Annotated in this window: 22 protein-coding genes and 2 pseudogenes; 9 read left to right on the top strand and 15 right to left on the bottom strand. The window is 45.9% G+C overall.

From position 1 onward, the window contains the following. Nucleotides 1-10: 10 nt before the first annotated feature. The 3 genes from QMK20_RS08160 to QMK20_RS08150 all read right to left on the bottom strand — a co-directional run bounded on the left by QMK20_RS08160 (nt 11) and on the right by QMK20_RS08150 (nt 1,448). Nucleotides 11-535 (bottom strand): hypothetical protein, encoded by a 525-nt coding sequence (locus QMK20_RS08160; protein WP_283655321.1) that lies wholly within the window; start codon nt 533-535, stop codon nt 11-13. A gap of 61 nt (nt 536-596) precedes the next feature. Then, on the bottom strand, nt 597-710 hold the full coding sequence (locus QMK20_RS08155; RefSeq protein ID WP_235332350.1) for a putative holin-like toxin: 114 nt from the start codon (nt 708-710) through the stop codon (nt 597-599). A gap of 258 nt (nt 711-968) precedes the next feature. Next, nucleotides 969-1,448, bottom strand: a complete 480-nt coding sequence (locus QMK20_RS08150) for a hypothetical protein (RefSeq protein WP_283655320.1) — start codon at nt 1,446-1,448, stop codon at nt 969-971. 191 nt (nt 1,449-1,639) lie between these two features. Between QMK20_RS08150 and QMK20_RS08145 the strand changes: the two genes are divergently transcribed. Further along, nucleotides 1,640-1,873, top strand: a complete 234-nt coding sequence (locus tag QMK20_RS08145) for a helix-turn-helix domain-containing protein (RefSeq protein ID WP_283655319.1) — start codon at nt 1,640-1,642, stop codon at nt 1,871-1,873. A 275-nt stretch (nt 1,874-2,148) separates the two neighbouring features. On the opposite strand, the pseudogene QMK20_RS08140 reads toward QMK20_RS08145, so the two are convergent. The 5 genes and pseudogenes from QMK20_RS08140 to QMK20_RS08120 all read right to left on the bottom strand — a co-directional run bounded on the left by QMK20_RS08140 (nt 2,149) and on the right by QMK20_RS08120 (nt 7,823). Then, a pseudogene (locus QMK20_RS08140) lies at nt 2,149-3,130 on the bottom strand (MFS transporter). A 268-nt stretch (nt 3,131-3,398) separates the two neighbouring features. Further along, nucleotides 3,399-3,929, bottom strand: a complete 531-nt coding sequence (locus QMK20_RS08135) for an NAD(P)H-dependent oxidoreductase (RefSeq protein ID WP_283655318.1) — start codon at nt 3,927-3,929, stop codon at nt 3,399-3,401. A gap of 385 nt (nt 3,930-4,314) precedes the next feature. Then, nucleotides 4,315-4,626: an ArsR/SmtB family transcription factor gene (locus QMK20_RS08130; protein ID WP_283655317.1), complete on the bottom strand. Its 312-nt coding sequence runs from the start codon at nt 4,624-4,626 to the stop codon at nt 4,315-4,317. A gap of 155 nt (nt 4,627-4,781) precedes the next feature. Then, nucleotides 4,782-6,830: an iron ABC transporter permease gene (locus tag QMK20_RS08125; RefSeq protein ID WP_283655316.1), complete on the bottom strand. Its 2,049-nt coding sequence runs from the start codon at nt 6,828-6,830 to the stop codon at nt 4,782-4,784. Continuing rightward, nucleotides 6,827-7,823 (bottom strand): annotated as a pseudogene (locus QMK20_RS08120) (ABC transporter substrate-binding protein). The gene QMK20_RS08125 and the pseudogene QMK20_RS08120 overlap by 4 nt, the downstream one beginning before the upstream one ends. Before the next feature lie 227 nt (nt 7,824-8,050). Between QMK20_RS08120 and infC the strand changes: the two are divergent. The 4 genes from infC (at nt 8,051) to QMK20_RS08100 (ending at nt 12,320) form a co-directional block, all read left to right on the top strand. Next, nucleotides 8,051-8,566, top strand: a complete 516-nt coding sequence (gene infC / locus QMK20_RS08115; protein WP_283655315.1) for a translation initiation factor IF-3 — start codon at nt 8,051-8,053, stop codon at nt 8,564-8,566. A 305-nt stretch (nt 8,567-8,871) separates the two neighbouring features. Next, on the top strand, nt 8,872-10,056 hold the full coding sequence (locus QMK20_RS08110) for a MerR family transcriptional regulator (protein WP_283655314.1): 1,185 nt from the start codon (nt 8,872-8,874) through the stop codon (nt 10,054-10,056). Nucleotides 10,057-10,058: 2 nt separating this feature from the next. Then, nucleotides 10,059-11,030 carry a GDP-mannose pyrophosphatase NudK gene (nudK, locus tag QMK20_RS08105; protein WP_283655313.1) on the top strand — a complete coding sequence of 324 codons (972 nt, stop codon included), beginning with the start codon at nt 10,059-10,061 and terminating at the stop codon, nt 11,028-11,030. A 738-nt stretch (nt 11,031-11,768) separates the two neighbouring features. After that, the gene (locus QMK20_RS08100; RefSeq protein WP_283655312.1) at nt 11,769-12,320 is read left to right on the top strand and encodes a hypothetical protein; all 552 of its coding nucleotides are present in this window, start codon (nt 11,769-11,771) and stop codon (nt 12,318-12,320) included. Between the two features lie 109 nt (nt 12,321-12,429). Here QMK20_RS08100 and QMK20_RS08095 read toward each other — a convergent pair whose 3' ends face one another. After that, a complete protein-coding gene (locus QMK20_RS08095; protein ID WP_283655311.1) occupies nt 12,430-12,813 on the bottom strand; it encodes a DUF423 domain-containing protein in 384 nt (127 codons plus the stop codon). Between the two features lie 219 nt (nt 12,814-13,032). On the opposite strand from QMK20_RS08095, the gene QMK20_RS08090 reads away from it, so the two are divergent. The 3 genes from QMK20_RS08090 to QMK20_RS08080 all read left to right on the top strand — a co-directional run bounded on the left by QMK20_RS08090 (nt 13,033) and on the right by QMK20_RS08080 (nt 16,169). Next, nucleotides 13,033-13,506, top strand: a complete 474-nt coding sequence (locus QMK20_RS08090) for a hypothetical protein (RefSeq protein WP_283655310.1) — start codon at nt 13,033-13,035, stop codon at nt 13,504-13,506. A 32-nt stretch (nt 13,507-13,538) separates the two neighbouring features. Beyond that, nucleotides 13,539-14,390, top strand: a complete 852-nt coding sequence (locus QMK20_RS08085) for a DegV family protein (RefSeq protein ID WP_283655309.1) — start codon at nt 13,539-13,541, stop codon at nt 14,388-14,390. A 156-nt stretch (nt 14,391-14,546) separates the two neighbouring features. Continuing rightward, a complete protein-coding gene (locus QMK20_RS08080) occupies nt 14,547-16,169 on the top strand; it encodes an S-layer homology domain-containing protein (protein ID WP_283655308.1) in 1,623 nt (540 codons plus the stop codon). Between the two features lie 70 nt (nt 16,170-16,239). On the opposite strand, the gene QMK20_RS08075 is transcribed toward QMK20_RS08080, so the two are convergent. Then, complete coding sequence (locus QMK20_RS08075; RefSeq protein ID WP_283655307.1) at nt 16,240-17,829, bottom strand: amidohydrolase; 1,590 nt, start codon at nt 17,827-17,829, stop codon at nt 16,240-16,242. A gap of 60 nt (nt 17,830-17,889) precedes the next feature. Further along, the gene (locus QMK20_RS08070; RefSeq protein ID WP_283655306.1) at nt 17,890-18,588 is read right to left on the bottom strand and encodes a 4'-phosphopantetheinyl transferase family protein; all 699 of its coding nucleotides are present in this window, start codon (nt 18,586-18,588) and stop codon (nt 17,890-17,892) included. Between the two features lie 264 nt (nt 18,589-18,852). Between QMK20_RS08070 and QMK20_RS08065 the strand changes: the two genes are divergently transcribed. Further along, a complete protein-coding gene (locus tag QMK20_RS08065; RefSeq protein ID WP_283655305.1) occupies nt 18,853-20,319 on the top strand; it encodes an RICIN domain-containing protein in 1,467 nt (488 codons plus the stop codon). A gap of 157 nt (nt 20,320-20,476) precedes the next feature. On the opposite strand, the gene QMK20_RS08060 is transcribed toward QMK20_RS08065, so the two are convergent. The 4 genes from QMK20_RS08060 to csaA form a co-directional block, all read right to left on the bottom strand. Next, the gene (locus QMK20_RS08060) at nt 20,477-21,793 is read right to left on the bottom strand and encodes an MFS transporter (RefSeq protein ID WP_283655304.1); all 1,317 of its coding nucleotides are present in this window, start codon (nt 21,791-21,793) and stop codon (nt 20,477-20,479) included. A gap of 125 nt (nt 21,794-21,918) precedes the next feature. After that, the gene (locus QMK20_RS08055; RefSeq protein ID WP_014280639.1) at nt 21,919-22,434 is read right to left on the bottom strand and encodes an acyl-CoA thioesterase; all 516 of its coding nucleotides are present in this window, start codon (nt 22,432-22,434) and stop codon (nt 21,919-21,921) included. A gap of 81 nt (nt 22,435-22,515) precedes the next feature. Next, nucleotides 22,516-23,064 (bottom strand): helix-turn-helix domain-containing protein, encoded by a 549-nt coding sequence (locus tag QMK20_RS08050; RefSeq protein ID WP_283655303.1) that lies wholly within the window; start codon nt 23,062-23,064, stop codon nt 22,516-22,518. A 520-nt stretch (nt 23,065-23,584) separates the two neighbouring features. Further along, the gene (gene csaA / locus QMK20_RS08045; protein WP_283655302.1) at nt 23,585-23,917 is read right to left on the bottom strand and encodes a chaperone CsaA; all 333 of its coding nucleotides are present in this window, start codon (nt 23,915-23,917) and stop codon (nt 23,585-23,587) included. Nucleotides 23,918-23,942 lie beyond the last annotated feature (25 nt).

Raw genomic sequence — 23,942 nt, 5'->3', positions numbered from 1 at the left:
CATCTTTTCTTTATTTGTCTCCTTTTATCTCACTCAAAATCCTGTAATTTACATTAAACCCTGAAAATTGAAATAGTACTTCCTTTTCATCCAAAGCCTTACTTTTTGCTATTTTCAAATAGAGCTTGGGCTGGTCTCGAAATGCTCTCGCACTTCCAATAGAGTACGCCTTCTTGAGATAATCATGCGCCTCTAACGTTTTGCCTTGAAGAAGGAGCGTTTCAGCCATCAGGATATAAGGGTTGGCATCCACAATGCGATATCCAGTGATCTCCATATCAACAATCTCTTCATTTAAAAGCTCTGCGGAACGCTGAGTTTGACCGTTATAATTGAGAATTTGAACGTATTGATGCAAGGTTAAGCTTGTAATTCCCCATTTATGCTTAGGTTCAGGTATCAGGTCCCAAGCCTTTTGTGCTTTTTCCTCAGCCATTTTGCTGTCTAATGGGAGTATACCAGCGGCTTCCTCTCCAAGCTCCCAAATAGCCTCCTCCAACTGCAAATCGAAGTCATGATACATCCGAATATTCATCGGTTTACCTCCAATAGATCATTTCATTCTCAACATAAATCAATACCCCATCCGTTTTCATCTACTTCTTTTGGTTATGGTTCAATGCAACGACAATTGTGATGACTAATCCGATCAGCGTCACCAGCAATGTACCAAACATTATCATTAATGTCAGCGCCTCTTTAACCTCCACAGGCGTCACCTCCTTTGCAGGAGACGAACCGACCGCCCATCTAAGCCAATAGAATGGTTAAAAACATGATAGCACACGATATTAGTAGCCTGAAACCAAGTCTCTGGCTTCAGCTTCTGCCTTTTCAATAGCTTCGGCTAAAGTCATTTCAGGTTTCACTTGTTTGTACTGAATGGCTTTGCTATATGTATCCCCTGCCTCGCTCCACTCCCAATATGTATAAACATCCACAGACTCCAGAAAGTAGACCGATAACGCCTATACAGGGTTTACAGCATATAAATCCATGAACTTCTGGTTTGAAAGCTGATCGCGCTTAAGAAATTCATTTCTCATATTGTATAATAGATTCAATACATCTTCGTCATTCACATTCACGATGCGATTCACAAATGCATTGCGTCTTTCCACGTTATTCAATATGATTTGGATAGCGTTGCGTATACGCCAAGCCTCTGGGCCAATATTGAGCATATGAATTAAATCGTTCGTAGTCAGGTCAGGGTAAAATGGGACTGGTTGAATTATTCGTGTCCACACTCCATCGTTCCCATGCTCAAACACTTGAATCGCATCAGTAACATTCACCCCAATGGTCTGCCATTGGTGGTTGAGGGCATCTGTAATGTGATAGTAGTGCAGCCCGGCTTCTTCGTTTTCTTCTGTTTGCTCCCAAACCTGTTCCATACGAACAATGGTTTTGATGGCTTGTTTGTTGGCTTTAGTATTTGGCATCATGGTATCATCCCCCAATTCTATTTTTGGAAAAATGGCAATAGCAAAGCTAAGGGTATGTTGTACATCCCTTTGATAAAATGATAATATGTTACGAACTAATTGCACTTTCACGGTGCAACTTTACATAAACACAATATATCATATGCACTTTCATAGTGCAATATTTTATTCTAAGTCATCTGGAGGCTCCTATGGATCAACAAGGTTACATTTTACATTGCAAGTTGGATGAGATTTTAAAACAGCACGATAACATGTCTGTTCTGAAATTATCCGAGGAAATTGGACATCGCAGAACTACAATTATGGAGCTGGTGCACAATAGCAATATGGAAAAAAAGAAAATATCAGCTACCTTAATCACTAAATTGTGTGTCTATTTCGATATCACTCCTAATGATTTATTTGAAATTCGTAAGCTCTAAATAAAACGGGGACCCGTAAAATATAGACTCTGAAAAGAGTTATTTTTACGGGTCCCACGTTTACGTAAACAGTAAATAATTATCATTGAAAAGCTCATTCCGATCTCCGAAGACGCTTTACAAAGGAAACTACTCCCCAGACGAACAACGCCAAAATGCCACCAACGATTAGGAGGGTAATTAAAATATTACTCCATACGAAATGCAATCAACATCACTCCATGCATTATTTTATGGTCATCATGTAGGGTACTCTTCTAATGTCTATCCATATTTTAACTCACGTTTACTTCCTCTGCATTCGATTTGAACATTTTTACTTCAGCATTTTGCATAATTCGATTCCCAAGTGTGAGATAAACCAACCGCCAATTGAAGCCCCCGCAGTAATGCCAAGATTAGAAAATGAAACAAACAAGCTGTTTCCAAATTCGGGAGCTTCTTTCGTCTCTGTCGTTAGCCATGCTTGGCTAATAATAAGCCCTCCGGAATGCACTGCCCCCCAAATAAAAAATCCCCAAAAATCATGATGATTCCAAAGACCATTAACATGATACTAATCCATGACCCATTCATATGGGTGACCTGACCAAGATATTCGGCAAAGTAGCTGTACACAGAGAACATAGCTGCAAAGATAAAAATAACGGTCACGATATTGAACCATAATTGAGGTTTGCGTAGTATACCGAGCTTTTTTCCATAAGGCATTTTCTCTTTTACCGGCATAGAAGGAAGCCAAATGAGGATTCCCACAAAGGCAATCATGCTTACAACAGCCCCAAACAAGAAAGCGGCTTCTAACGATATTTTCTCTGCGAGATAAGAAGTTAAAGGCACGCCAAAAGCAAATCCGACCGTTATTCCGGCGAAAACCTTGGTGACTGCTTTACTGCTTTTTTCCGGCGGGACAAGTTTGGCTGCGGTCACTAAGGCAACCGAAAAAAAGACAGGATGAAAAATAGCAGGGAGAATGCCGAAAATGAGCATCATATTGAATTCGGTTGTAAAAGCATAAACCATATTTGAAATCACAAAACTGAGCACAGCGGTTAAGAGAATGACTTTGCGATTTATACCGGAAACGAGTAAGGTCAGGAATGGACCTGAAATGGCAACGACTAAAGAAAATACACTTACAAGCCAGCCTGCCTGTGAAGTCGATATATTAAAATTTTGAGTGACCTGGGGTAAAAAACCTATAATCCCCATTTCCGTTGTAATAATGCCGAATACGCCTAAACGTTCGGTGAAAATATAGTATTAGACTGGGACCATTGATTTAATGCGGTTTTTGATTTGAAGAATCGTCAGTATATGAAAAATAAGTTTTAGACTGATCCATTAAAGGAAGCAGCGGCAGACCAAGACTTGATAAATAAAGTCTTAGACTGCCGCTGTTGTCATTCAACTAACGTCCCCCGATAGCTTAACATCGGTATCAGTCGTGGTGAGTTCACAAACTAATTCTTCAAATGAATCAATTTTTTTGATGGGTAACTTGCAAACGAAATATAGATGCATATTATAGGTTGTCAACAAAATTCAAATAATTTTCAGTGCTTTTTTCCACAGTTTCTTCAGATCGATCATATTCCTCACCATAAAATGCAAAGAACGAACGATAATCTGCATCGCAATATAGGAATGTCATTTTAAATGGAACCAGTATTTGTTCAAGCGTATATTGATATCTTCCGTTTTCGTGATAATCTAGCTTTTCGATTCCTGCAGATACACCTAAAGCAACTTTACGATTCTTGAATTTATCTCCTCCATTTGAACCAAAAGCCCATCCATAAGTTAAAACATCGTCAAACCATTTTTTTAGGAGAGGCGGACAATTAAACCAATATATAGGGAACTGCAAAACAAGATTACCATGAGATTCAACCAATTTTTGTTCCTTTTCCACGTCGATGTTTCCATCAGGGTAAACTTTAGACAACTCGTGAACAGTATACTTTTCTGGATATTTTTTCAGTTCTTCTACCCACCGCTTATTAATGACGGATGTTTCCATGCTGGGATGCGCTACAATAACAAGAGTTTTCAAAGATTTGTCCTCCTTAAGTATTATTTATATCTTGATAATAAAATGAACGCTAGAAATATGAAAGTATGCACTTTTAGTACAGATACTTACATAAAGGTAAGTGTTTTTTTACTGGTTCCACGCTTTTTATCACCAGAGAATTAACATAGAGGATTCCGCCACGCTATCCTGCTCGTTAGCTTAACGCAGTACCGGCAGTCTAACACTTTATTTTCTCAGTCTACATCTTTATTTTCCGAGTCTAATACTTAATTTACTTTGAACACTAAAGCCAAAATAATAATAAGCAAAGAGTTATCCTGTTTCATAATTAAAAGTAAGCCTCCATCATATTTATATATACAGATTCATAGATATATTTTACGAAAAAAAACCTCCTTTCTGTCTATAGTTCCTTTTGAATGTACTCGGCAAATTCCTGTATTGTCTTTTCGTTCCGACGATAGTACGTCCACTTCCCAATTCGCTCAGACTCTAACAAACCAGCTTTTTGCATCGTTAATAAATAACTTGAGATAACAGACTGTGCAAGTTCTGCTTTAGCCTGAATATCCCCCACACATACACCAATTCGAAGATTAAGCCCTTGCTTTAAATAAGCCTGTTCATCAAAAAATTCCTCTGGATTTTTTAACCACAGCATAATTAGACGGCGTGTCTCATTAGACAAAGCTTTATAAATCAATGACGGTTCCATACAGTACATTATATCTACTTTATTAGATTTGTAAATATAAAATCCAGATAGCTTTGCAGAAGAAATGAATTAAAACAGCCACTGTTTATATAAAAATTGGCTGTTTCCCCCACGGAAAATCCGCTCGGAAACAGCCTTTTTGCGTACCACTTCAACTACACTGACTTACTACGATTGGAGCGATACATCAAGTACAGGAAATATGGCGCGCCGATCAGGGCGATCAGCAGACCGGAAGGAATTTCCGTCGGTGCAAGAATCGTCCGTCCAATCGTATCTGCCAACACCAGCATCACCGCTCCCAAGATGCTCGACAAGACAATCGAACGGCGAACATGGTGCCCGATCAATGTGCGCACGATATGCGGAGCAATCAGCCCGATGAAGCCAATCGTACCGACGCAGGCTACTGCTCCTCCCGCCAGTAGCACACCCACTGCCATCGCCAGCAGCCGGGTGCGACGCACCGGAAGCCCTAGTCCCATGGCGCTGCTATCGTCAAATACCAAAAGGTCGAAGCGGCGAGCTAGCCACCAGGCTACTGGCAACAACACGAGCAGAAAGGCCAGAATCGTCGTCACCTGCCCCCAGCTTCGAGCATAGGTACTACCAGTCAGCCAAATATAGCCCGTGCTGCCCCATAACGAACCTTGGATAATCAGTACCTGAATGCCGGCTGCTCCGATCGCTGATATGGCGATGCCGAGTAATATGACAACAGACGGATTCAGATGTTTTTTCCAGGATAGAAAGAAAATCACCGCTGCCGAAACTGCCGCTCCGGCGATCGCAGCAACTGGCAGCACATAAACAGGCAGTCCGGGCCAGACGATGATTACTGCAAGCGCGCCGAATCCCGCCCCAGAAGAAACTCCGATGATCGAGGCATCCGCCAATGGATTGCGAACGGCTAGTTGGATCAAGACACCGCTGACCGCAAGCGCAATACCAGCCCCAGCCGCCACCAGCGTACGTGGAATTCTAAACTGCAGCAAGGCTGAATTCGCGCTCTCCCCGCCGAACAGGCCGGACAGCAGATCGTCCATCGGAATTCGCATTCCTCCAAACATCAGGCTGAATACGGTCAACAGCACGGCCCCACATGCGAACAATGTGACCAGCCTGCCATACGGTAATTTCCGAGAGCGCACACCTATGTTCATTGAGGACTGTCCGCCGATGCCGGAAGGCAGCTTCATCTTCCACAGGATCAGCCAAATTAACCATGGGGCCCCGATCAATGCCATCATCGCTCCGGTCGGCAGATCCATGCTTGATTGGTGGACCATTTTCGCCAGCACGTCAGCGCCCGTCAACAGCAGCGCCCCCCACAGGAAGGAACCAGGCAGCACCCAGCGGTGCATTTTCAGGCCGCTTAAGCGCACCAAATGCGGAGCCACTAAACCTACAAACCCGATGGGCCCAATGACGCTCACTGTAATGGTCGCCAGCATAACCGCCAATACAATACCCACCGCCCGGGTCAAGCCCACCTTTTGCCCGAGGGATGTAGATGTAGACTCATCCAGATCCAGCACATCGAATTGCCTCGACAGCAAAACCGCGATAACCGAGAGCCCTACAACCCAGGGCCAAGCATAAGTAGTACCACTCCAATCGTTTTGCACAAGCGAACCGGAACCCCATAGAAACAATCCCTGCGTTTCGAAGGAGTAAAAGATATGTAATGCTCCGGTAAACGAACCGAGCACCATAGACACAATGAGGCCAGCAAGCGCCAGCCGGATCGGACTTCCAACTCGTCCCCCGCCCATAAAGTAAGCAAGCACCGCCGCCAGCAGGCCGCCGATGGCGGCAAACAGAAATGGAGCCTGATGCAGCAATCCGGGGAACATCACCGCGCCAAGCACGACCACAAAATAGGCACCCGCGTTGATTCCGAGCGTATCAGAAGCCGCCAACGGATTTTTGGTGATGGCCTGCAACAATGCACCGGCGATCGCAAGCGCACCGCCAGCCAAGATTCCAATGACCGTACGTGGCATCCGCAGATCCCAAACCATATTGTGCTCAAGCGTATTCTGACGCTGGGTCAACGCCTCGATTACCGTATGCAGCGGAATCGGCGCCTCTCCGTAGCACAAGCTTACAAAAAAAAGCGCAATAAGGACGGCCAAGCCGCCCCCAAAAATGCTTCCTACACGCCAAGCCTTCGACAAATTCGTTCTGTCTGCTCGGGTCATTTCGTCAGGACTCCAACCACCTGATCAACCAACACTTTGGATGAGATTGGGCCCCCGAACGTCCACGTTGTTCCGTCCAGTGGATAGGTCCGTTTTTCTTTGACAAAATCCAGTTCTTTCCAGACTGAATTGTTCTTCATCGCGGCTCCAAATACATCGTCCGTCTTCTGCGTAATGTAGATAAAATGGCTGTCCTGTACCGCCGGAAGAGCTTCGATGCCAACAGTGCTGAATCCATATTTCTCGGTTTTGTCCGACTTCCAGTCGTTTACCATACCGAGTTTCGCAAGCGTCCCAACTACAAGCGAGTTATCCTTAAACATCCGTAGGCTGGCAGCATTTTGAGCTGTGAAAGCCTGAGTCAGCGCGTAGTGGAAATTCGCTTTTCCCGCTTTTTCCAATGTAGACTTTGCCTCATTATAATGTTGGTCAAGTTCGCTTAGGACTTTATCCGCCTGCTCCGTTTTTCCAGTAGCCATAGCGATCTGCTTAAAGATCTCGACCATGCGGTCGTAATCATAACCGTTTCCTTTGTAAGGATCATATTCTATCGTTGGTGCGATTCCCCTTAAGCTGTGCGTAAATCGCTGCATTATTGTCTGCGTTAGAGATAATAAGGTCCGGCTTGAGCGCCGCGATCGCTTCCAAATTCGGTTCGCCCCGTGTACCGATATCAGTGACCGAATCAGCCAGTTTCGCCTCCGGCGTTACCCACAGCTTATAGTCTTCGTTGTCCGCATTACCAACAGGCTGCACACCCAGCGCGATCAGATCTTCGGTAAACGTCCATTCCAGGACAACGACACGTTCCGCTGGCTTGTCCAGCTTGACTTCCCCGTGATCGTCTTTAACCGTAACCGGCCCAGCCGCTTTGCTGGTCTGCTCAGACCCGGAAGTGGCTCCTGGCTTCGAGCTATCTCCTACTGATCCGCAACCCGCCAATACAATAGCAAAAACCGTAAACAATAATAGGCCATTCAACATCTTTTTCATTTCTCTCATTCACCCCTGCATATATATGTCTCATTAGAAAATGATAATCATTATCAGTAAAAGAGTATAGGGGTTGATGGTTTTTGTCAACAAAGATTGTACTAAAGAAAAGTACTATGTCGCATTGGAAAGCTCCATCTGCCCGCTACCCGGAATTCCAAATTGAATCGCAAACGGGTTCCGTATATGATAGCTTTATCATTGTTTTTAAGGGAGGCTTCATTTACGTGGCAGTATTAATCAACGAGCAAATAAAAGCTTCCGAGGTCATGCTCACTGGACTCAACGGTGAGAAGATCGGTATCGTCTCGAGAGAGGAAGCCTTGGCTATGGCCCGATCCAAAGGAATGGATCTGGTCTGTACATCACTGATGAGCAGTCCTCCGCCATGTAGCCTAGTAGCTAAGGGCAAGGGAAAAGCGCTCGCGCAGAAGGAAACCGGAACACGCAAGGTGAGCGGTGGCAACATGCCTGGAAAGAGCAGTAAGGAAAAGGTCAAGGAGCTTCGCTTCACTGCTCATATCGAGGAACATGATTACGATACAAAGCTGCGCCAAGCAGACAAACATCTGCGCTCCGGCAAGCCGGTGCAGTTGGTCGTGAAATCGTCCGGCGCGAAGGAAGCGGCTGCCGCCAAAGCGGTGTTAGAGCGACTATTGGTCGATCTGAAAGAAGCCGGAATGAAGGAAACCGGAATCCAGACAGGCGGCAAGGGCTCACAGGTGAAATTAAATCCGCGTTGAGTAAATCAGTATCGTTTCTTTATTCGGCGAACCCCATCTCAAAGCAAAAACAGGCTGTTTACACAGAATGAAGAGGGGGGCCGTTTTCGGCCCCCTTCTTTCTATTGATAACCGTTTATCTATACCTTCAATAACCCCTTCCACCTTCCTCATCAAAATCATAGTGATAACCATACAGCAGGGTCCCTGTTTTCCACACACTCAATTATCGAAAAATTTAACTTGCTGGTGACGTTACGTCACCAAGTATACTAACCTAGTTGGTTATACTGGAAAATCAATGCATGGGAAGGAGGGAGAACCTGTTGAGCAAAGGAGATTATTTATCGACTGGGCAGCTTGCCAAAAGTACAGGTATGACACTCCGAACTTTGCGATATTACGATCAGATTGGACTATTGACCCCGGAAGACCATCATTCTGGCTCTGCTCGCAAGTATACGGTGAAGGAACTGAAACGACTGCAGCGGATTCAGACGTTGAAGTATGTCGGGCTATCTCTTCAAGAAATTAAAGACATCTTAAACGCAGAGTTGATATCCGATGGGGACATCAGACTTTCGTTGGAAGCACAGCTCGATATTCTCCAGAAGAAGATCGCTCATACGGAACATATCGTCCATGCTATTCGAAAAGCTTTGGAAAAGTTGGCCGATGGAGCCGATTTGGATCGCTTCGCGGAGCTTATACAAGCCGTACAGAAGGAAGAGAATTGGGGGGATCAATATCGGACGGCCACCCGTTTGCAAGCACGGATCAATCTTTACGACAAGTTCAGTACGAATCCTCAAGGCTGGCATCGTTGGGTTTTTGATCAGCTGGAGGTGACACCGGAAGCCCATATTCTCGAGTTGGGTTGCGGTGACGGGACCTTTTGGTTAAGAAATGCCGAACGAATTCCCAATAGCTGGCGCATTACGCTTACCGATATCTCCAGCGGAATGGTGGAGGAAGCACGTTGCCGCTTAGGAAGCAGCAATGCAATGTTTAAATTTTTGTCGGCTGACGCCCAGCAGCTCCCTTTTCACGATGAGCAATTCGATGTAGTGCTTGCTAACAATATGCTTTATCACGTCTCGGACATCCCCAGAGCGATCGAGGAAATGCACCGTGTTCTAAAGCCAGGTGGACTAGTTTGCACGTCGACGATGAGTACGCAACACCTTCAGGAGCTTGAGGACTTGGCGGCTTCCTTCGACCCCGATCTTCGCGTATTAGACCAAGCGATTCATCGGTTCCACCTAGGTAACGGAATGGACTTGCTGTCTTCATGCTTTTCTAATCTTCTGTTGCTCCATTACGACGACCGCCTGATGGTAGACGAAGCGGAACCCCTGATCGATTATATGATTTCGACTCCGATGAATGCAAGGGAACGACTTGTAGGAAAGGCCATCGATATGTTTCGTATCCATGTCAACCAAAACCTGAAGCAGACTGGTGTCCTTCAACTGACGAAAGAAAATGGAATATTTCTAGGGAGGAAATGAACATGAAAGCAACGGGGCAACAACCAAGAATACGGATCGTCAAAGAGGAGCTTTTATCGGATAACTGGTACATCTTAAAGAAAGTCACGTTCGAGTATGAAAAAAACAGTGGTCAATGGGAGACACAATCCCGTGAAGTGTACGACCGCGGCAACGGAGCAACAATCCTTCTCTATAATCGAAAAAAACAAACCGTAGTATTGACCAGACAGTTCCGAATGCCAACCTACCAGAACGGTAATGAGACGGGAATGCTTATCGAAACCTGTGCAGGTCTGCTCGATAAAGAGACACCGGAGGAAAGTATCCTGCGGGAAACGGAGGAAGAGACAGGGTACCGTGTGGACTGTGTACAAAAGGTTGGTGAGGCCTACATGTCGCCCGGATCGGTTACCGAAATCCTGTACTTTTTTGTAGCAGAGTATAACGAAGATATGGCAACAGGACTGGGTGGTGGACTCGAGGATGATCAAGAAAACATTGAAGTGGTAGAGCTTCCTTTTATTCAGGCGCTCAATTTGGTCAAAAGCGGAGAAATTCGTGATGCCAAGACGATTTTGCTGCTCCAATACGCTCAAATCCATGGTCTTTTAAAGGAAAAAACAAATTCGTTGCATATTCTTATAGCGGGACCTTATCGTTCCGGAACGTCAGATGATCCCGTGCTGATCGAGAAAAATGTTCAGTTCATGAATGAAATTGCTCTTCAAGTTTATGAAACTGGGCATTTACCGGTTCTAGGGGAGTGGTATGCATTGCCCCTAATCGCCACAGCTGGTTCCACTTCTTTGGGAGATGAGGTTTTCAACCGCATTTTCCATCCGTCCTCCATTCGCCTGCTAGATCACTGCGATGCAGTGCTTCGAATTGGAGGGCCCTCGCAGGGTGCTGATGAAATGGTAAAGGTCGCAAGAGAGAAGCAACTGCTTATTTTCGAACATCTTGAGGATCTCCCACCAGTAACCCAGCCCTAGACTTAGTCCATCTATTGCTAAACCTAAATCACTCTGAACACTTTACATGCTCCAACACTTACCATTCAAATGAGCTTGCCGTTATTTATGCTAGGGTTCCACCGAGCTATCTATAACGGCAAGTGAAAAAGAGCATCCCGACAGAATGCCCCTTCCCTGAAATCACTCATCAGCGCAGATGAAGCCGCTAACGGAGTCTTATGTTATCCACTTTTCTCCACTTTCCATACATATTACCATTAAGTTCCTTTAGAACATGTTTTCTGAATGTAAAGAGACGGTATAGATTTTGAAATGTATTTACAAATAACTACATTAATTCCTTACTATTTTGTTGTCTTCGCTTAAACCGAAAAAATCAAAAGGAAATATTTAAAATTCAAACTGCTTGATTTCGCTCTCACTCTCGTTTATTCTCTGTATATGTATAGTACAAGTTGGTATTTTCATCAATTGGTGATCACTTGCAGGACTTCACAAAACTTTATCCGACGGGGTCCTTGTGTATCTTCGTTCAACCATGCACCTCCTCATTTTTCGTCTGGGATATTGTATACAGTATTTTCGCGTTTGTGTAGGTGAATAAATGTGAACACACCATTGATATACAGTTTATACAGGACCTATTTTTGTTAATCTCCATAACAGAGCCTAAGGTACTATGACAGATTACGTTTTAATGATATATTGATAGGTACTATAAAAGACTAATTACCCAGGGCTTGGGCTGGAGGATGTATGAAAAAAGAATCAAATCAAGATGAAACCAGTTATTTATTTAATGTAGATGTATTAGTTAAAGGTCGTTCCAATGTAGAGGCCCTTCATTTCCTGCTTAACCTCTTGACTCAACATGAACAAATTGCAGATAGTCGGGTTCAGTCCGGTATTGAGCTTGGTAATTTGATTGAGGCTGCATTACACTTAAAAAAACAATCAGCCGCTAACGGCTCGTCTGATGCTGCTACTGCGCTAGCAGAGAAGTTTTCCAAAAAGAAATCTAATGTCGCTCCTACGAACAAGCCACCTGTCGCTCAAGAGATCAAACAATCCCACATACAGCCGAAGCCTGCACCACAACAAGAACTTAGCACCTATGATTGGATCAAACGCTATATACATGATAATACGCTTGTACGGCTAATCGTAAATCGCTATGGCGGACAACGAAGCATCCCATGTCGCATCCTTAATTTGGATCATGAGAATAACTTACTGAGTGTGTACCATGTAGATGAGAAGCAAGTATACTCCTTTAAAATGAATGAAATCGATGAAATCACATCGTAAATGTAAAGCCCTTACAACATGAAATAAACACGCAAAAAGAGAACCGCCGGAAAAACGTTATGTCTTTCCAAGCGATTCTCTTTTTTGTGATATGATCTGGAAAGTTAAATTAATCCTCTTTCTTCAGACTCCAGGCAGCTAATGCCACCAAAAGCCAACCTGCGATAAAACACACGCCCCCCAGCGGGGTAATGGCACCTAGCACACGAATCCCGGTCAAGCTCAGCACATACAAGCTGCCGGAAAACAAAATGATTCCCGTAAACAGCAGTCGCGCTGCCCATTTTAAACGAGTCGACGCTCCCCACTGTCCCGCAGCCAATGCAATGATCAGCAAACCGACAGCGTGAATCATATGATATTTCACACCAGTTTCATACACGGCCAAAGCGTCTGCGTCGATCCGTGTTTTCACAATATGAGCCCCAAACGCTCCAATAGCTACCGCCAGCAGCATCATTATAGATCCTACAATTATCCATCTGCGTTGCATGTTTGTGTACCCCTTTTCATCTCATCCTCTAATCCAAGCTATCTCCTTATTTTATCGAATCTATATGAAGTTTGCCAGCCACTCCATTTAAATTTAAACCCTACAGAATTCCATGATTAAACCCTGTCTTTTGGAGGGTAATGTGTAAGGTCCCTTGCTTTTTTGTTCATTTTGTGGAAAATTAGTACCTGTTCGGATAATGTTCAAGGAGTTGAAAAGATGAGTAACCAAGATCCTAATCTGCAAAAGCCTGTCGCGTCTGAGGAGCATCCTGTTTTTTCAGAAGCTCCCGTCTTCCAGCCTCCAGTCAAGCTCAAGCATTCCGGTCCCGGTATTGCTTCTTTTATTATGTCGCTCGTCAGCCTGATCGGGTATATCATTCTGGCTGTTATGGTCATTAATCTGTTGGCTCATTTCAGCCAATACCAAACCCTGGACCCGGAAGTTGTTCTGCAACAAACCGGAACCGTCCTGCTTCCTTTTGTATTTTTAGGCAGTCTGTTATTGAATTGCGCCGGGCTTGTGGTCGGCATTATTGGAATTGCGTTGAAGAACCGTAAGAAAGGATTTGCCATTGCAGGGTTAATCATTAATGCGTTCATTATTTTGGGCTTCATTGCACTTCTGGCCATGGGTCTTGCCGTTCCGAGTAACACAGCGGATATCTATCCTTCCTCTGTGCAATCCTTATAATTTCTCCGCATCACACAGAGAGGATTCAATGTATGAACAAAATCAAAATTTTTGCGGACAGTACCAGTGATATTCCAGTCCAATGGCGCGAACAGTACGAGATTGGCATTGTACCATTGTATACGGTGTTTGGGGATGAATCATTAAGGGATGGTGTGGATATCCAGCCAGAACAGTTATTTCAGCGCGTAAGTCGTGAGGGACATTTGCCACGAACCGCCGCACCTTCTCCATCGGACTTTATTCAAGCCTTTGCTCCCTACATAGAACAAGGGGACGACATTTTATATATCAGTCTGTCTTCCGAGCTGTCCTCAACCTATCAAAATGCGCTGCTCGCTGCTTCCGAGTTCCCGAAAGGCCGTGTTACCGTCTTTGATTCCCTGAATCTGTCGTGCGGCTTTGGCATGCTCGTGATGAAGGCCGCACGCGCCGCAGCCAACAACAGTACAATGGAACAGATTGTGGACATGTTGACGAGAACCCGCCCCCTGATAGACACGGAATTCGTGATTGATACGCTCGAGTATCTGTACAAGGGCGGAAGATGCTCAGGGATGCAAAATCTGATCGGTAGTCTGCTCAAAATTCGTCCGGTGATCAAAGTAATAGACGGAAAAATGACACCTGCGTACAAAGTCCGCGGCAAACGTGAAAAGGCGCTGGATCAGATGCTGCAAAATGCCCTGAACCAGCGGGGACATATGGATAACGATATCATTATTGTCGTACATGCTTTGGCTGAGGAAGATGCGCTGATGCTGCAAGCCCGTTTACAGGAAGAGACGGGAGCGCAAAAGGTGCTGCTGGCAACAGCCGGATGTGTCATTTCCAGTCATTGTGGTCCACAGACGATTGGTATAATGTATGCCAAAAAAGAATAGTTTCGATTGTGAAGCTCCTTGCCTCTACAGGTAAGGGCTTTTTTGTGTTTTCCAACAATTTAGCAATGAATAACTTTACTATTTTTGATAGTATTAATCGTCATGTGACGAACGATTCGTCTGACAATCTATCATAAAAAAAGAAGGTTATAGTGAATGAGCCCCATACGATCACGCTTGCTAACCAAACTTACTCTGTTGGCGACTGCCGTCATGACGATAATAACTACATCCGCTTCATGTTTAACCGTTCCCGCAGCCGCAGTCGGTGTGGTGTTTCAGGATATTTCAGACAGCTATGCTTATCAATCGATCACCTCACTGCACGCCAAAGGAATTTTGGCAGGTACACGACCCGGCTACTTTTCTCCCAAAAAGCCGGTTACGAGAGCCGAATGGGTTACCGCGCTGGATCGCACACTCGGTCTGGAACCTGTACAAGCATCGGTCTCCTCCTATCGGGATGTATCCAAACAAGCCTGGTATTACGGATGGATTGAAGCAGCCTCCCAGCTTGACGTGGTGCAGGGAGGGACATCCGCCACGTTTCAACCCAACAGCCCTGTAACCCGGCAAGAAGCAGCCTTGATGATCGCGCGCCTCATACGCTCGACGGGATCAGGAGCAGCGGTTTCCACTTTTACAGACACCGACCAGATTGCAGATTGGGCTGTTGAAGCTGTAACTACCGTGAACCGTTACGGCTTTATGAAAGGGGAAGACAACCAATTTCGCCCCACGTCTTCCCTGACCCGCGAAGAAACAGCAGCACTTCTGGAACGGCTACTGACGTATTCAACACAGCATGCCTCCAAAACAGCGTCCACGGCATCTTCCATCCGACTAGGCTGGCAATATGATCAGAGCGTTCAACAGTTTGAAAGCTCCGTGCTTCAATCTAACATCAACACCCTATCACCACGCTGGTTTTTTCTAAACGAAACGGGTAATATTAGTGATCTTACAAACACCTCGCTCCTCACCTGGTCCAAACAGCATCAAAAAAAAGTCTGGGCGATGGTAGGCAACCGTTCGAATCTAACGATGACGCACCAAATCCTGTCCAGTGAAGTTTTACGGAACAAAACCATAACTCAGCTTGCGAATGCCGTATCTACACATCATCTGGATGGGCTTGTGATTGATTTTGAAAATGTAGATGGTCAGGATCGTACCCAGCTCACGCTGTTCATCCAACAATTAAAAGCCAAGTTAAAAAGCCTGAATGCTGTGCTGGCGATCTGTGTATCTCCTGATTACGGTACAGACTGGACAGCCGCCTTTGATTATAAGCAACTTGGCGCTGCGGCAGACTATTTGATTCTGATGGGATATGACGAACATTGGGGAGGCAGCTCGACCCCCGGCTCCGTATCCTCATTACCTTGGCTTCGTGAAAGCGTACGGCGCTTTCTACTAACCACCGACCCGGATAAAGCGATATTGGCATTGCCTTTATTCACACGGAACTGGACTCTCAATGCCAGTGGTCAATCGGTCGCTTCGTCTGATATTTCACTGATTGAGCAAAATCAGCTTGTATCCCGTTCCACCTCCAAACCGATCTGGCATGATGATATTCAGCAGTATACGGTTTCCTACAGGGATACTCAGCTTCATAAGCTATGGTTGGAGGAAGGGCGATCCTTCATCCGTAAATACCGTTTGGGACAGGACAAAGGGGTTGCAGGCTTCGCCTACTGGTATGCAGGCGGGGCAAGCTCTGATCTATGGTCCAGTGTGAAAAATGCAGACCGTTTCGCACAGCGTGGTTTGTAAAAACAAAAAAACCTTCAACTCCACTATTAGCGTGAGGTTGGAGGTTTTTTGCATACATATTATCGTCCACCTATGCCTGATATGCAACGATTCCGTTCACAACCGTCATACGTGCTTTAACGTCAAGCAAAGCCTGAGGGCGCTCCGATAAATCCCGGTCAATAACCGTAAAATCAGCGGCTTTCCCTACAGCCATCGAACCCCGTTCATCCGCTTCTCCCGCAGCAACTGCACTTCCGAAGGTAAACAGATGAATAGCTTCGTGAATGTCCAGCTTTTCATCTGGAAGATAACCCTCATGCGTCTCTTCCGGCTTGGTGCGGGTCACAGCGGCATGCATACCGAGAAAAGGGTCCAACGGCTCAATAGGCGCGTCACTGCCGCCAGCACATGGAATACCTGCGTCCAGCAGCTTCTTCCAGGCATACAAATATTCGGTACGTCCCTCGCCAACCCGATCCAGCACCCACGGGAAATCACTTGCTACAAAACGCGGCTGGATGTCCGCAATCAGCGGCAGCTTCGCCATTCTCTTGACCAAATCGGCAGTCAGCACCTGTCCATGGATCAGACGATCCGGCAAGCCACTTTCCTCCGTTAGCGCATGGGCTTCCATCGCTGTCAAAATCATATGCGCCGCCCCATCCCCTATCGCATGTACAGCGACCGGAAAACCTGCGGCTCTGACAGCCGCCACCATCTGGTTCAGCTCTGGCTGCGGTTGAATCGCCATGCCACTGGTATGTGGAGCATCGCTATAGGGCGCAGACAATAGCGCAGTTCTTCCACCAATCGCACCATCGGCAAACATTTTTACCGCACCGATTTTAAACCACTCATTTCCGTTACCAGCACGCAGCCCTTTCGCTTTCACTTCCTCCATGAACGGATGATAGATGAGCTGATGCGTGCGAAAAGCAATGCCTTCCTCCCTCAGCTCCCTGTAAATCCGCTGCATGGTGTCCACGCTGCCCAGAAAACGCAAATCCTCCGTGTGTGCAGCCGTCAGGCCGAGTCGTAGTGCATCCAGACAAGCTCGGCGGATTGCATCTTTTTTAACCGAATAATCCGGCTCTGGCTGAACACTTGTAAAGGCAGTGGACGCTTCCTCATAAATCAATCCGTTCAACTGTCCATCCGCATTTCTTCCGTAGGCTCCCGAAGCGGGATCAGGAGTGTTCTCGCCAATACCTGCACGCCGATACGCTTCTGAATTCGCCAGAAACGTATGAAAGCATGTACGAGTCAAATATACCGGGTGCTGATCCGTAATGGCATCCAGCTCTGAGATGGTCGGAATCTCAACAGGAATAAACGCATTTTCGTTCCAGTTCAGCCCTAAAATCCATTCTCCCGGCGGTGTGAGCGCAACCCGTTTGCGCAGCATATCAAGCATCTCATCCTTCGAGGTAGCCGACGTAAAATCCAGCATCGCCAGCTTCATGCCATGCATGGACAAATGCATATGTGAATCGGCCAAGCCCGGCAACACATAAGCGTCCTCCCAATCCACCGTGTCATATTCCTTACCCGACAATTGCAATTCAAGCTCCCGCGCTTGTCCAATGGCCTGTATGATGCCATTTTGTACAATGATTGAATTTCCCTTGGCAGCCCATTCCCCATACAGCTTGCCATGCTTGAACAATGTTAGCGTCAACGCAGCTCATCTCCCTTTTTTCAACTAGACTACTTGTTCCGCCATTTTTTTAGCTTCATATCACGCCTGTGCTGCCGATTCCAGGCATAGTGTATGTATATCTAGCTGCTGCACCAGATGCGCAAAGCGGTCATGCATTGCACAGACAGCCATTTTATAGTGTTCATCGATCTCATACTGTTTAAAATGACAATACTCGGTGGTAAAGCCTTCCGTCGTAAAACCGATCAACGGACGCTCACTTAAATCGAATGAAAATGACTTTAGCGGCAGCGTTAATCCCTGCCCTTCGGCCTTCACAAAGCTTTCCTTGAGCGTCCACAGATCGTAAAAATAGGATAAGCGGCTCTCCGCCTCCTGACGCATCAACGTATCATACTCCGTGTCTGAAAAGCACACCCTTCCCACCTCAAAATCAATAGGACGAAGCTGTTCAATGTCGATTCCGAGCGAATGATCATCCACGGCGCATACCACCCATTTTCCCGAGTGAGAAACATTAAAATGGAATGCGGGTGCATTCAACAAGGAAGGCTTGCCGAAAGCATTATATGTAAATTGAAGACTGGAGTTGGAAACCTTCAATTGCCGACAGGCCAACCACCTTAACAACACATCGGCGTATAAGCCCCTTAAAGCATCTTCCCGATGTAAAAAACGATCCAGCTTCTGTCGCTTTTCAGTCGAAACCCGGTTTAGCAGTGACTCGTAATGACCGACTGCCTCCGGCTTGCTCATGTCAATCGCGTATATTTCCATGGTTGGCCCCCTATGACGTAATAAATATCAGCCCATTCATAACTTCACCGCTCTATTGGAAATTCATTGAAAGTTTATCGTCTGCGGTGTACATGGTCAATATACTACTCTAGCACTTTCAATTCAATATGGATACAATTGGGATAGAACCCTCTTGTTGCTCACATCGCATCATCAGACAGGTGATAGGCATTAGCATAGATAGCTATTCAGTACAAATCATTTTTGTAAGCGCTTTAAAAACATACAGAGGAGGACGAAACAATGAAATATGATTTTGCCGTCTTACTGTGTATTATGCTCGCTGTTTTGCTGTCGTTGAGCATTTTCCAGATGTTTTCACCGAAGATTGCTTCAGCGGCCCCAGCGAATGTTGTGAATGGCATTCAGTTTAAAGATACAGCTGGAAACGTGGTTCATGCTCATGGGGGCGGTATGATTAAGGTAGACGGTTACTACTACTGGTTTGGTGAAAATCGCAACCCCAACGGCACGTTCAAGGCTGTATCCGCCTACCGTTCCTCTGATTTAAAAAACTGGGAGTTCCGCAAAAACGTGCTAACTAGCAGTTCCGCAGTAGAGCTGAATGTTTCGAATATTGAACGTCCAAAAGTCATTTACAATGAGAAAACACGCAAATACGTATTGTGGATGCACAAGGAAAATGGAGTTAATTACAACGAAGCCCAGGTGGCAGTTGCCTCTTCCGATACTGTGGACGGCGATTACACCTATCAGGGCAGCTTCCGTCCTCTGGATTACGATTCACGGGATATGACTGTGTACAACGACAATGGTACGGCTTACCTGGTTTCTGCTACCCGTGTGAATGCCGATTTGAACATTTATCGTCTGACACCGGATTTCCTGCAAGTAGAATCGCTGGTGACCACGCTCTGGCCGGGACAATATCGTGAAGCTCCGGCGATGTTCAAAAAAGGAGACGTCTACTTCCTGATCACATCCGGGGCAACAGGCTGGAACCCCAACCAGGCCAAATATGCTACGGCATCCAGCATTGAGGGAACGTGGAGCAACACGATTAACTTTGGAGACAGTACGACCTACGGTTCACAATCGGCCTACGTCATTCCGGTAGAAGGTACCCAAACGACCTCGTACCTGTATTTGGGGGACCGCTGGGCGGGAGCATGGAGCGGGCCTGTGCAGGATTCACAATATGTATGGCTACCGCTGCGTTTTCCAACCGGGACTTCCCTGGCTATGGACTGGTTCGACAGTATGAACATCGACACCGCCAGCGGTGTGGTTCAAGGTGTAACCACGCCAATCGTCATTGACCCGGACGGATACTATCAGTTGGTAAGCCGCAAGAGCAACAAGCCGCTGAATGTAATTGACGGTGCAACAACAGACGGCGCGGATCTGGAGCAGCGTGCAAATTCAGGAGCACCCAGCCAGCAATGGCAGCTCAAGGATGCGGGCGGCGGATATTACAAAATCGTCAACCGCAACAGTGGCAAGCTGATCGGCGTTGAAAACGGAGCGACGACGGACGGTGCGGTCATCGAGCAATGGAGCGACGGAGGCTGGTCTAGCCAGCAATGGCAACTGGTTTCTGTAACCGGAGGTTATTACAAACTGAAAAACCGGGCAACGGGCAAACTGATCGACATTTCCGAAGGCACTACCGCCGATGGTGCCAAAGCGATTCAATGGGGGGATAACGGCGGAACGAATCAGCATTTTCGTGTAGTGAAAGTAGATTAGTTCGTTCAACGTCGAACGTACATCATCATCGTCATTGAAGCAGTAGCTTCCTTCAAGTGATTCAGTTATTTCCAAAAAGCCGTCTTCCCAGCAGATCACTGCTAACGGAAGAACGGCTTCTTTTTGCGGGAAAATGATAGTTGAACCTGTATCTGGGCTATCCCTTGTCCAGATCGGCTTGAAGCACGTCTGCCTTCCCCTTCGCGATATCCACAGTCCACAGCATCAGTATACCGATAGCGAAAAAGGCAAACAGCGATAAAATACCCCAGCGCGAGGAACCGGTTAGCTGACCGACCAAGCCAAAGATAAACGGGCCGAAAATGGATGAAAACTTGCCCGTAATGTTCACGAAACCAAAAAATTCACCCGTCCGGCTGGCTGGCATCAGATCGCTGAATAAAGACCGGGAAATGGACTGACTGCTCCCCTGTACCAGACCGACCATAGCCGCCAGCACATAAAAATGTAGCGCCTGAGTCATGAAAAATCCAAGAATGACGATCAGCATGTAAATCCCGAGCGAGAACATGAGCATCCGGCGCGATCCCCAGCGTTCGGCCCATTTGCCAAGCAGCAGCGTACAGGGAAAGCCAATAAATTGGGTTATCAACAGCGCCGCAATCAGATCCGTCGTGCCAATCCCAATCCCCGTTCCGTAAATAGCAGCCATTAATATAATCGTATTAATCCCGTCATTGAAAAACCAAAAAGATAGCAGCAATTTAAGCAATTGTGGAAAACGCCGAATTTGGCGCATCGTGCCCTGAATCCGCCGAAATCCGGCCTTCCAGTAAGCAGTTTGGAATAAAAGGCTGCCTGTTTGCCTTTCTTGGTCTTGTCTTTCCCCTTCACCGCTCCAGTGCCGCTGGCGACCTTGAAGCAATAAAGGCAAAGAAAACACCAACCACCATACCGCTACCGAAACAAACGCAAGACGTGTTCCCTCCAGTGTGTTTCCTAATCCGAACCATTGAGGCTTTTGGATCATCAGCATGTTGACCGCCAACAAGATCCCTCCACCAATGTAGCCATAAGCGTAGCCTTTGGCCGATACAGTTTCCCGCTTACCGGAAGGCACCAGATCGGGGAGCATCGCATCATAAAAGGTATTGCCGCCCGCAAATCCGATGGTCGACAAGACCAGCAGCGCGGAAGCCAGCAGCCAGTCTCCTTCTCCTACCAGGCTAAAGCCCAATGTGGCGACGATGCCAGTCCCCGTAAAAATTCGCAGGAAAGACAGCTTGCTGCCTGTCAGATCGGCAACTGCCCCGAGCACAGGGGACAATAACGCTACACATAACATACCGATTGCATGTGTGTACCCCAGATAGGAGGATGCGGTTGTCGCATCCAGCGTCGAAGCTGCAACAGAGCTGTAGAAAATAGGCAGCACTGCTGCCAGTATCGTCGTTGCATAGCCTGAATTGGCCCAATCGTAAGTAATCCACGCACGCACTGCTTTTCGATTCACATCGCTCCCGCCCTTTACATTGAACTCATCTCAGGACCATTGTCATTTATTGTATCAGTAATCCATGACACAAGGTCGCGATGTTTGTAAACCTGCGGTGCTCTGGCAACCCACATGACAGGACGTTACAGTTCCCACGGATAATCTGTCGTCAGGAAGCTCGCCAGTTGCTTGCTTTCCTCCCTGCGCTGACGTCGTATCGCTGCACGTGACGGCGCGGTCTGGTGCAGTTGTAATTCCTCTTCTGTCTCTGGAATGACCTGCGGCACGATCACTTTACGGTTGTTCTCGTCCAGCGCCACAAAGGTCAGGAAGGCGGTGGCTGCGATTTTCCGGTCGCCAGTCATCAGTCCTTCGCGGATGACCTTCACGAAGACCTCCATAGAGCTACGGCCTGTCCAGGTTACAAACGCCTCCAGCGTAACGGAATCGCTCGGATGGATGGGCAGCAAAAAATCCACCGAATCCGTAGATGCCGTGACCGTATTCGTGCGGCATAGCTTGGAGGCTGCGATAGACGCAATATCGTCGATATACGACATCAATCGGCCTCCGAAGAGCGTGTTATGATTGTTGATATCGTTGGGAAATACACGGGACGTCTTGAAGCAGTAGGTTTCTCGGATGTACTTGCTTTCCATGGGTTCTCTTCCTCTCTTTTCCTCGTAGCTATCTTTTTATATAGTGGTGGAAGCCTGTTTTAGACTGTGCTAATCATCCCACTAATCCGCATAATAAATCAATACATAAAAATCCGCATCCTCATCCGACTCATTACGGTACGTATGAAGGTCAGTTACTTGAAATTGCACAGCATCCCCTGCGCTCAGTTTAAGCTGTTGTCCCTGCATTTCAAAGTACATTTCCCCACGGATCATGAGTATCGATTCTTCTCCCAGATGCTTCTCTGCCTGATGTGTAAAGCCCGGCTTCAGACTTACCGTGAACACCTCAAACTTCTTTTCCGAATGATACGGGAAGATAGGGTAAACAAAATAGTTGCCGTTCTCATCAATCACCGGATACAGGTCTTCCCTGCTGATTTTAGTGATTTGCGGGGAGTCCTCTTTGAGGAATGTGGAAAAGGACACATGCAAACCGTCGGCAATTTTCCAAAGTGTGGTAACCGTAGGATTGGATTTTCCCTTCTCAATCTGGGCCAGCATTCCTTTGCTGACCCCTGTCAGTTCAGCCACTTTATCCAGACTAAGTCCTCTAGTCTTCCTGATTTGAGCCAAATTTGAGCCGATAATATACTGCATTGAATCCACAGACCCTGCCTCCTCGTATCCAAAAAGTCTATACAAGAAGAATACACAAAAGTGTCGGCTGTAATTAGTTTTGTCATTAATACAGCCTATAAACGCCACTTTCTGTACTATGAAAATGACACTTTCTGTATTATCATTTGTCACTTCTTATATAGACTGTATTGTAAAATGTCATTTGTTAATTTTGCGACTTAACGGAAACTTACGTGTCTAAAATTGAGGTCAAATCCTTAATTGGCAACCACCTACACTAAAAAATAAAAAAATTCACTCGGGAGAGATCCATTCGAAAATAATCTACACATAAGTCTTAACAGACCTTTTGCTATCTGCACAAACTCATTATCTTATCCAATATAAAAAAGTGTCAAATTGAAAAATCAATTTGACACTTTTTCTACACGTCGTGAATTACCAGAGTAATCCCTGTGGTTAATTAAACTATATTTATCATTTGAAGGTTCGTGCCTTGCCTTTTGTAAAGTTGTATTTTTTACACTGATTAAACAAGAACGATGTATCACCCAATAGGTGTTCCATCAGGTAGTTTAATATCTGGTTTCAACAGAACCACATCCCCTTTTTCGGGTATTCCTCCAAGGACTAATACCTCTGAATTAAAGCCTGCTATCCGTCGAGGAGGAAAGTTGACTACACCTATTATTTGTTCTCCTATAATATCTTCAGCCACATATCTTTTTGTAATTTGTGCACTTGATGTTTTTATTCCAATATCTTGTCCAAAATCAATCTCAAGTTTAATAGCAGGTATTTTTGCTTCTGCAAAAAACTCAGCTTTAATTATTGTTCCAACTCGAATATCCAGTTCCAAAAAATCATCAATCGTTGCCATTTAAACATTCTCCTCATCTATTATT

The sequence above is a fragment of the Paenibacillus sp. RC334 genome (assembly GCF_030034735.1).
Lineage (GTDB): Bacteria > Bacillota > Bacilli > Paenibacillales > Paenibacillaceae > Paenibacillus > Paenibacillus terrae_A.
The sequence above is the reverse complement of the archived record's forward strand: the minus strand, read 5'-3'. Positions and strand labels throughout refer to the sequence as shown.

Bases quoted from the DNA above. Each gene is read 5' to 3' on its own strand.
- csaA (WP_283655302.1), bottom strand. From the start codon at position 23,917: ATGGCAACGATTGATGATTTTTTGGAACTGGATATTCGAGTTGGAACA.
- QMK20_RS08125 (WP_283655316.1), bottom strand. From the start codon at position 6,830: ATGACCCGAGCAGACAGAACGAATTTGTCGAAGGCTTGGCGTGTAGGA.
- QMK20_RS08090 (WP_283655310.1), top strand. From the start codon at position 13,033: ATGAGTAACCAAGATCCTAATCTGCAAAAGCCTGTCGCGTCTGAGGAG.
- QMK20_RS08055 (WP_014280639.1), bottom strand. From the start codon at position 22,434: ATGGAAAGCAAGTACATCCGAGAAACCTACTGCTTCAAGACGTCCCGT.
- QMK20_RS08145 (WP_283655319.1), top strand. From the start codon at position 1,640: ATGGATCAACAAGGTTACATTTTACATTGCAAGTTGGATGAGATTTTA.
- QMK20_RS08130 (WP_283655317.1), bottom strand. From the start codon at position 4,626: ATGGAACCGTCATTGATTTATAAAGCTTTGTCTAATGAGACACGCCGT.
- QMK20_RS08070 (WP_283655306.1), bottom strand. From the start codon at position 18,588: ATGGAAATATACGCGATTGACATGAGCAAGCCGGAGGCAGTCGGTCAT.
- QMK20_RS08150 (WP_283655320.1), bottom strand. From the start codon at position 1,448: ATGATGCCAAATACTAAAGCCAACAAACAAGCCATCAAAACCATTGTT.
- QMK20_RS08080 (WP_283655308.1), top strand. From the start codon at position 14,547: ATGAGCCCCATACGATCACGCTTGCTAACCAAACTTACTCTGTTGGCG.
- QMK20_RS08160 (WP_283655321.1), bottom strand. From the start codon at position 535: ATGAATATTCGGATGTATCATGACTTCGATTTGCAGTTGGAGGAGGCT.
- QMK20_RS08085 (WP_283655309.1), top strand. From the start codon at position 13,539: ATGAACAAAATCAAAATTTTTGCGGACAGTACCAGTGATATTCCAGTC.
- QMK20_RS08065 (WP_283655305.1), top strand. From the start codon at position 18,853: ATGAAATATGATTTTGCCGTCTTACTGTGTATTATGCTCGCTGTTTTG.
- QMK20_RS08095 (WP_283655311.1), bottom strand. From the start codon at position 12,813: ATGCAACGCAGATGGATAATTGTAGGATCTATAATGATGCTGCTGGCG.
- QMK20_RS08100 (WP_283655312.1), top strand. From the start codon at position 11,769: ATGAAAAAAGAATCAAATCAAGATGAAACCAGTTATTTATTTAATGTA.
- nudK (WP_283655313.1), top strand. From the start codon at position 10,059: ATGAAAGCAACGGGGCAACAACCAAGAATACGGATCGTCAAAGAGGAG.